The sequence below is a fragment of the Rhizobacter sp. P2_H3 genome, assembly GCF_056403355.1.
The window spans coordinates 1-7,089 of sequence record NZ_JBFUFQ010000269.1 but is presented as its reverse complement, the minus strand read 5'-3'; the positions used below and the strand labels follow the sequence as shown (position 1 = coordinate 7,089).

Below are 7,089 nucleotides of genomic sequence, written 5' to 3'. Positions count from 1 at the left end.
GGGATAGTCGCCGCGCGCGACCATGTTGCGCACCATCTCGGGCCAGGTCATCGCATCGGCCGGGGCGGCGTGGCCGATCGATCGCCGCCACGCCGCGTTCGACTGCACGACGCGGCCGTCCGGCGCGCTGATCATCACGCCGGCGTTCATGCTCTCGAGCGCATCGCTCAGCAGCTGCTCGGCGCGGCGTGCGGCGCTCTGCGCCTGCAGCCGCGCGTTGATGATGGTGGCCGAGCCGCGGTAGCCGCGGAAGCGGCCGCTGCTGCTGAACACCGGCACGCCGCTGATCGACAGCGTCAGCGCGCCGGCGGGGGAGGGGCGGTCGGCGATCAGTTCGGTGAAGGGCTCGCGGCGGGCCAATGCCGCTTCGTAGCGCGACCACGAGGCCGCGTGCTCGCCACCATGCGGCTGGACCAGCTCGGGGAAGCGGCGGCCCAGGTCGTGCTGCGGCGGCAGGCCGATGCGGTGCTCGAAGTTCTCGGACAGCCAGCTGATCTGCCCGAGGTCATCGGTTTCCCACAGCCAGTTGTTGCCCGACAGGCTGGCGGCGCGCACCCGGGCCTCCTGCAGCCGCCAGCGCTGCTCGCGCAGGCGGGCGTCGAGCAGCGCGCTGGCCAGCAGCGCCAGCTCGTGCAGCGACTGCCATTGCGCAGCGTCCAGGCGCGCCGGTTCGGTGTGGATCGCGCAGACCGTGCCGATGCGGCGCTCGTCGACCACCAGCGGCACCGAGGCATAGGCGCGGATGCCGGGCAGGCCGGTGACCAGCGGGTTGTCGTCGAAGCGCCGGTCGCCGAGCGCATCGGCCACCTCGAAGGCCGCGGGCTGCAGGATCGCGTGGCCGCAGAACGATTGATCGCGCGGTGTCTGGCACACGCCGAGGCCGACGGCGGCCGGGAACCATTGGCGGTCGGCATCGACCAGGCTGATGGCCGAGATCGGCCAGCCGGTGCGGGCGGCGACCTGGCGCGCCAGCGCGAGGAACGCCGGGTCGACGCTGGTGTCGAGCACCCGGAGCTCGCGCAGCACGCGCAGGCGCTCGGGCTCGTCGGCGGGCAGGGGGGCCGGGGTCATGAAGCGCGGAAGGCGTGATTCATCGGTGTCTTCTGCTCCGAGGCCAAGCGACTGTAGCGGACAATCCGCCGGCCCGGCACCCTCTTGCCGCGCTGGATTCCACAGCTGCCATGCCTGCTTTCCCTGACAGTCCGCCGCTTGCCTTGACGCTGGATCTCGACGACACGCTGTGGCCGGTCTGGCCGGCGATCGAGCGGGCCGAGCACCAGCTGCATGGCTGGCTGCATGAACACGCGCCGGCCACGGCGCAGCGTTTCGATCCGCCGGCGTTGCGTGCGCTGCGCAACGCGGTGGAGGCCGAGCACCCGCACTGGAAGCACGACCTGAGTTCCATCCGCCGCGAGAGCATCGCCCGCGCGCTGGCGATGACGGGCCACGACCCGCAGCTGGCCGGCCCGGCGTTCGACGTGTTCTTCGCGGCGCGCCAGCGGGTGGAATTCTTCGACGACGCATTGCCGGGCCTCGCGCGGCTGGCGGCGCGTTTCCCGCTGTTCGCTGTGACCAACGGCAATGCCGACCTGGCGACGGTCGGCGTGGCGCAGCATTTCCAGGGCAGCCTGAGCTCGCAGAAGCTCGGCATCGGCAAGCCCGATGCGCGGATCTTCCACCTGGCCTGCGAGCGCCTGGGCGTGGCGCCGGCGCAGGTGCTGCATGTCGGCGACGATCTGCTGCTCGACGTGCACGGCGCACGCGATGCCGGGCTTCAGGCCGTGTGGTTGCATCGGCCCGGGCATGCGGCAGGGGCGTTGCCGGCTGGCTGCGGGCAGGCCGCCACACTGATCGAACTGGCAGAGATGTTGGGGTGTTGACCCAGCGAACACCGCGGAACCGGCTTTGCCGGGCCGCTGGTGTTGCCCCCTCGAGGGGGAGGCGCGCAGCGCCTCGGGGGTGGGGCAACCTTCTTCAGCGATTGAACTCGAATGGCGCCTGGGGCTGGGTGTCGGAGAACTTCATCACTTCGAAGCGCACGCACGGCGAGGTCGGATCGGCCGGTGAGGCCCCCAGCCCGATCGCACCGCTGCCGTGCAGCGTGCAGGTGCCGCGGCGCAGCTGCACGATCTCGGAGTCGCTGGAGAAGCGCACGTAGGTGCCGTTGTAGCTGAGGTCGGTCAGCTGGAAGGCGCCGCCGTGCCAGTCGATGCGCGCATGCGAGCGCGAGACCCGCGAATCGTCGATGCAGTAGGTGGCCTGCGGGCTGCGGCCCAGCACCACCGGCAGGCTCGGGCCGGCATAGACGCGGTTCAGGTCGAGCCACGCGAGGCGGATGCCTTCGGGCTCGGTGGTGACGGGCAGCAGGTCGCCGTAGGCCGTGGCCGCGGTGTCGCCGAAGCGCCGGCCTTCGAGCAGGTAGACATGCACCGGCTCGACGCGGCCGCGCAGCTGCACCCGGTCGAGGCTGCGAAAGCGCGCGCTGCTCTCGGCATCCTGCGCCGAGAACACGGTGGCGGTGGTCAGCGTCTCGTTGTCGCCGGCATGGTCGAGCAGCCGGGCCGCGACGTTGACCGCATCGCCGAAGCAATCGCCCGACATCGCGACCACCTCGCCGTGCGCCAGCCCGACCTGCAGCTTCAGCACCGGCGTGCGCGACGCCACGACCGGCGCGCCGGCGACCGGGTTCGCCGGCGGGACGATGCGGTCCAGCGATTCATGCATGCCGTCGGCGGCAGACACCGCCTCGATCGGGTTCTCGAACACCGCCATCAGGCCGTCGCCCAGCGTCTTGACGACCGTGCCCCGGCAGCTGGTCACCACATGGGCGAGCAGCGCGACGCTGTGCGTGACGACCGTCGTGGCCTCGGCATTGCCCAGCGTCTCGTAGAGCGCGGTGCTGCCGCGAAGATCGGCAAACAACACGGTGCGCTGCAGGATCTGGGTCATAAGCGTGAAGTTTATGGCAACTTGACGGCTGCGGAAGGCGCAAAAAAGGCCCCGAAAGCAGTGCTTGCGGGGCCTTTGCAGCCGAGGCTGCGGATCGATCAGAGATTGTCCAGATAGGTGCGCAGCTTGTCGGACCGGCTCGGGTGCTTCAGCTTGCGGATCGCCTTCGCCTCGATCTGGCGGATGCGCTCGCGCGTCACGTCGAACTGCTTGCCCACTTCTTCCAGCGTGTGGTCGGTGCTCATCTCGATGCCGAAGCGCATGCGCAGCACCTTGGCCTCGCGCGGCGTCAGGCTGTCGAGGATGTCCTTCACCACATCGCGCAGGCCGGCCTGCATCGCCGCCTCGATCGGCGCGGTGTTGTTGGTGTCCTCGATGAAGTCGCCCAGGTGCGAATCGTCGTCGTCGCCGATGGGGGTTTCCATCGAGATCGGCTCCTTCGCGATCTTCATGATCTTGCGGATCTTGTCTTCCGGGATCTCCATCTTCTCGGCCAGCGTCGGGGCATCGGGCTCGAAGCCGAATTCCTGCAAGTGCTGGCGCGACAGCCGGTTCATCTTGTTGATCGTCTCGATCATGTGGACCGGGATGCGGATCGTGCGCGCCTGGTCGGCGATCGAGCGGGTGATGGCCTGGCGGATCCACCACGTCGCGTAGGTCGAGAACTTGTAGCCGCGGCGGTATTCGAACTTGTCGACCGCCTTCATCAGGCCGATGTTGCCCYCTTGAATCAGGTCGAGGAACTGCAGGCCGCGGTTGGTGTACTTCTTCGCGATCGAGATCACGAGGCGCAGGTTGGCCTCGATCATTTCCTTCTTCGCGTCGCGCGAGGCCTTCTCGCCCTCGTTCATGCGCTTGTTGATCTGCTTCAGGTCCTCGAGCGGCACGACGGCGCGGCCCTGCTGGTCGGTCAGCTTCTTCTGCAGTTCCTGCACCGGCGGCAGGTTGCGCGCCAGCACTGCGCTGTACGGCTTGCCGGCAGCGGCTTCCTTCTCGGCCCACTTCAGGTTCAGGATGTTGGGCGGGAAATGCTTGATGAAGTATTCCTGCGGCATCCCGCACTTGTCGACCAGGATCTTGCGCAGCTCGCGTTCGTAGCGGCGCACGTCGTCGACCTGCGAACGCAGGATGCCGCACAGCTTCTCGATGGTCTTCACCGTGAAGCGGATCGTCATCAGCTCGGCGCTGATGGCGTGCTGGGCCTTGTCGTACGGCGCCGACTGGTAGCCGTCCTTCTCGAAGGCCTTGCGCATCTTGTCGAAGTTCTCGCGCAGGTTGGCGAACTTCGTCAGCGCCGCGCCCTTCAGCTCTTCGAGCTTCTTGGTCAGCGCCTTGCTGCCGCCGTTGCCGTCGTCGTCGTCTTCCTCGTCGAAGAAGTCGACGTCTTCCTCGGCCACGTAGTCGTCCGCCTCGTCTTCGGAGACGAATCCGTCGACCACCTCGGAGATCGTCATCTCGCCGGCGCCGATGCGGTCGGCATAGGACAGGATCTCGGCGATGGTGGTGGGCGATGCGCTGATCGCCAGCATCATCGCCTGCAGGCCGCCTTCGATGCGCTTGGCGATCTCGATCTCGCCCTCGCGCGTCAGCAGCTCGACCGTGCCCATCTCGCGCATGTACATGCGCACCGGATCGGTGGTACGGCCGAACTCGGAGTCGACGGTGGAGAGCGCCGCTTCGGCGGCTTCTTCCGCTTCTTCCTCGGTGGCGGTGGTGGTGCCGCCGCCGGCGATCAGCAGCGTGGCGGCGTCGGGCGCCTGCTCGTAGACCGCGATGCCCATGTCGTTGAGCATCGACACGATGGCTTCGAGGATGTCGGCGTCGACCAGCTTCTCGGGAAGGTGGTCGTTGATTTCCTGGTGGGTCAGGAAGCCGCGCGTCTTGCCCATCTTGATGAGCGTCTTCAGCTCATGGCGGCGCTTGGCGACTTCCTCTTCGGTGAGCGCGGTCTCGTCGAGGCCGAACTCGCGCATCAGCGCGCGTTCCTTGGCCCGCGACACCTTCATGCGCAGCGGCTTGGCCTTGGCAGCCTTGTCGTCGGTGCCRGCCGCTTCGGGCTCGGGCTCGCCTTCGAGGTCGGCTTCGAGGTCGGAGAAGTCCTCCTCGGGCACTTCTTCCTTCTTGGCGGCGGTGGCCGTGGCGGCCTTCGGCTTGCGGCCCGGCTTGCCCTTGGCTTCGGCGACGGGCGCGGCCTTGGCGGCCGGCTTGGCGACGGCCTTCTTCTTGTCTTCGGCTTCGGCCTTGCCGGCCTTCACGGCTTTCGACGCAGCGGCCGGCTGTGCTGCCTTGGCGGGGGCGCTCTTCTTCGCGGTCATGCAAATCCTCGAATGGTGGTGGTCGTCACGTCGAACCCAGCCTCAGGGGCACGCCAACAAGCCGGGTGACGGCGGCTTGGCAGGGCCCTGTTCAGCGGAGGTCCAAAGACGTAGCGAGGCCCGGATCAAGCCTTAGCTTGGGGCCGCAATCAAATGGGCAAGGTCGCGTGACCATCAAACGGAGTACAGCCCTTGCGGGGTAGGGTGGCCTTGAGGTGGGGACCCTGGGTCAGAGGGTGGCCGGGGCCCGGAGGTGCTGTCTTTGTTGACCGTTCGTCACTCTTGCCGCGTAACAAACCTTCGATTATCGGCGAAAGAAAGCGTTACGTCAAAGTCACGCCGCAAAGTCAGGTTGGATTGGCGAGTTTCATGCGCTGCATGCGCTGCCTTCTCTGGGCGTCGAGTTCGCGCCATTGCACCAGGGCCGCGGGGTCGGTTTCGGCCTGGCGGATCAGCACCTGCAGGCGCGCCGACAGCAGCTCGACCCACATGCCGTCGATCACGCGGCGCAGGTCGGCGAACTGCATTTCGTCCTGCAGCACACCCGGCGGGACGAGGCGGCGGCCTTCGTCCGCCCATTCGCCGTCGTGCAGTGCCTGCTCGAGCACGGCCCATGGCGTGGCGCCGTGTTCCAGCAGGTGGCGCTCCAGCCAGGTGACCAGCGATCCGTGCGGCGCCGGCAGCTCGTGCAGCAGTTGGTGGTCGTCGGTGCCGAGCTGGTCCCACCAGTCGCTGTGCAGCAGCAACAGCCGCAGCACGGTGTCGGCCGGGCTGGTCGGCACGGTGCGCGTCTTCGACTGCGGCGGGAAGGGGCCGCTTTCCTCGTAGCGATCGCGCTCGCCGCGCTTGCCCTTCCACTCCTTGGTCCATTCCTTGGTCCACTTGCGGCCGCCGCTGCTGCTCTCCCGCCGCTGGAAGCGCTCGCGCGGCGCGGCCGGGGCGCCGTCGTCCGGTGGCGGGCCGTAACCGTCGTCGTCGGGCGGCTCGTGGCGGGAGGAGGGCGATCCGCCGCCGTGCCGCGGCGCGGCCGAGGCCTGCCACAGCTGCGTCAGGTCGGCCGATGCGATGCCGCCCTGCTGCGCCAGCTCGGCCAGCAGCTGCAGCTTCAGCGCACCCTCCGGCAGCGCCGACCAGAGCGGCCTGGCGTTGGCGAGGAACTTGGCCCGGCCCTCGGCCGTCGACGGGTCGCCGCCGTCACGGGCCGCCTCGAGCAACTGGCGCGACAGCGGCACCGCCTGCGCGACGCAGGTCTCGAAGGCTTCGGCACCCAGCTCGCGCACGTACGAATCCGGGTCATGCTCGGTCGGCAGGAACAGGAAGCGGACGGTGCGGGTGTCGCTGGCATGCGGCAGCGAGGCTTCGAGCGCCCGCCCGGCTGCGCGCCGCCCGGCGGCATCGCCGTCGAAGCTGAACACCACCGATTCGGTGAAGCGGAACAGCTTCTGCACATGCTCGGCCGTGCAGGCCGTGCCCAGCGTCGCCACGGCGTTGTCGAAGCCGTGCTGCGCGAGCGCGACGACGTCCATGTAGCCCTCGACCACCAGTGCATAGCCGCGCTTGCGCAGCCCGGCGCGCGCCTCGTGCAGGCCGTAGAGTTCGCGGCCCTTCACGAACACCGGCGTCWCCGGCGAGTTCAGGTACTTCGGTTCGCCCTTGTCGAGCACGCGCCCGCCGAAGCCGATCACGTCGCCCTGCACCGAGCGGATCGGGAACATGATGCGGTCGCGGAAGCGGTCGTAGCGCTTGCGCTCCTCGTCGTTCTCGCCCTGCGAGATGACGAGGCCGCTCTCCTCGAGCAGCGGGTCGTCGTAGCGCGGGAACACGC

At 68.6% G+C, this 7,089-nt stretch carries 5 protein-coding genes; 1 reads left to right on the top strand and 4 read right to left on the bottom strand.

All coding sequences use genetic code 11. The features are described 5' to 3' along the window. Nucleotides 1-1,071 (bottom strand): GAF domain-containing protein (locus AC1D1T_RS28310; protein ID WP_477992938.1); only part of this gene is annotated, 1,071 nt, incomplete at its 3' end. A gap of 110 nt (nucleotides 1,072-1,181) precedes the next feature. Between AC1D1T_RS28310 and AC1D1T_RS28305 the strand changes: the two genes are divergently transcribed. Continuing rightward, nucleotides 1,182-1,880 carry an HAD family hydrolase gene (locus tag AC1D1T_RS28305; RefSeq protein ID WP_477829476.1) on the top strand — a complete coding sequence of 233 codons (699 nt, stop codon included), beginning with the start codon at nucleotides 1,182-1,184 and terminating at the stop codon, nucleotides 1,878-1,880. Between the two features lie 94 nt (nucleotides 1,881-1,974). On the opposite strand, the gene AC1D1T_RS28300 is transcribed toward AC1D1T_RS28305, so the two are convergent. The 3 genes from AC1D1T_RS28300 to AC1D1T_RS28290 all read right to left on the bottom strand — a co-directional run. Next, entirely contained in the window at nucleotides 1,975-2,949 is a 975-nt protein-coding gene (locus tag AC1D1T_RS28300) for an FHA domain-containing protein (RefSeq protein ID WP_047508934.1), read from the bottom strand. 98 nt (nucleotides 2,950-3,047) lie between these two features. Further along, the gene (gene rpoD, locus AC1D1T_RS28295) at nucleotides 3,048-5,264 is read right to left on the bottom strand and encodes an RNA polymerase sigma factor RpoD (protein WP_477992937.1); all 2,217 of its coding nucleotides are present in this window, start codon (nucleotides 5,262-5,264) and stop codon (nucleotides 3,048-3,050) included. 347 nt (nucleotides 5,265-5,611) lie between these two features. Then, nucleotides 5,612-7,089 (bottom strand): DNA primase (locus AC1D1T_RS28290; RefSeq protein ID WP_477992936.1); only part of this gene is annotated, 1,478 nt, incomplete at its 5' end.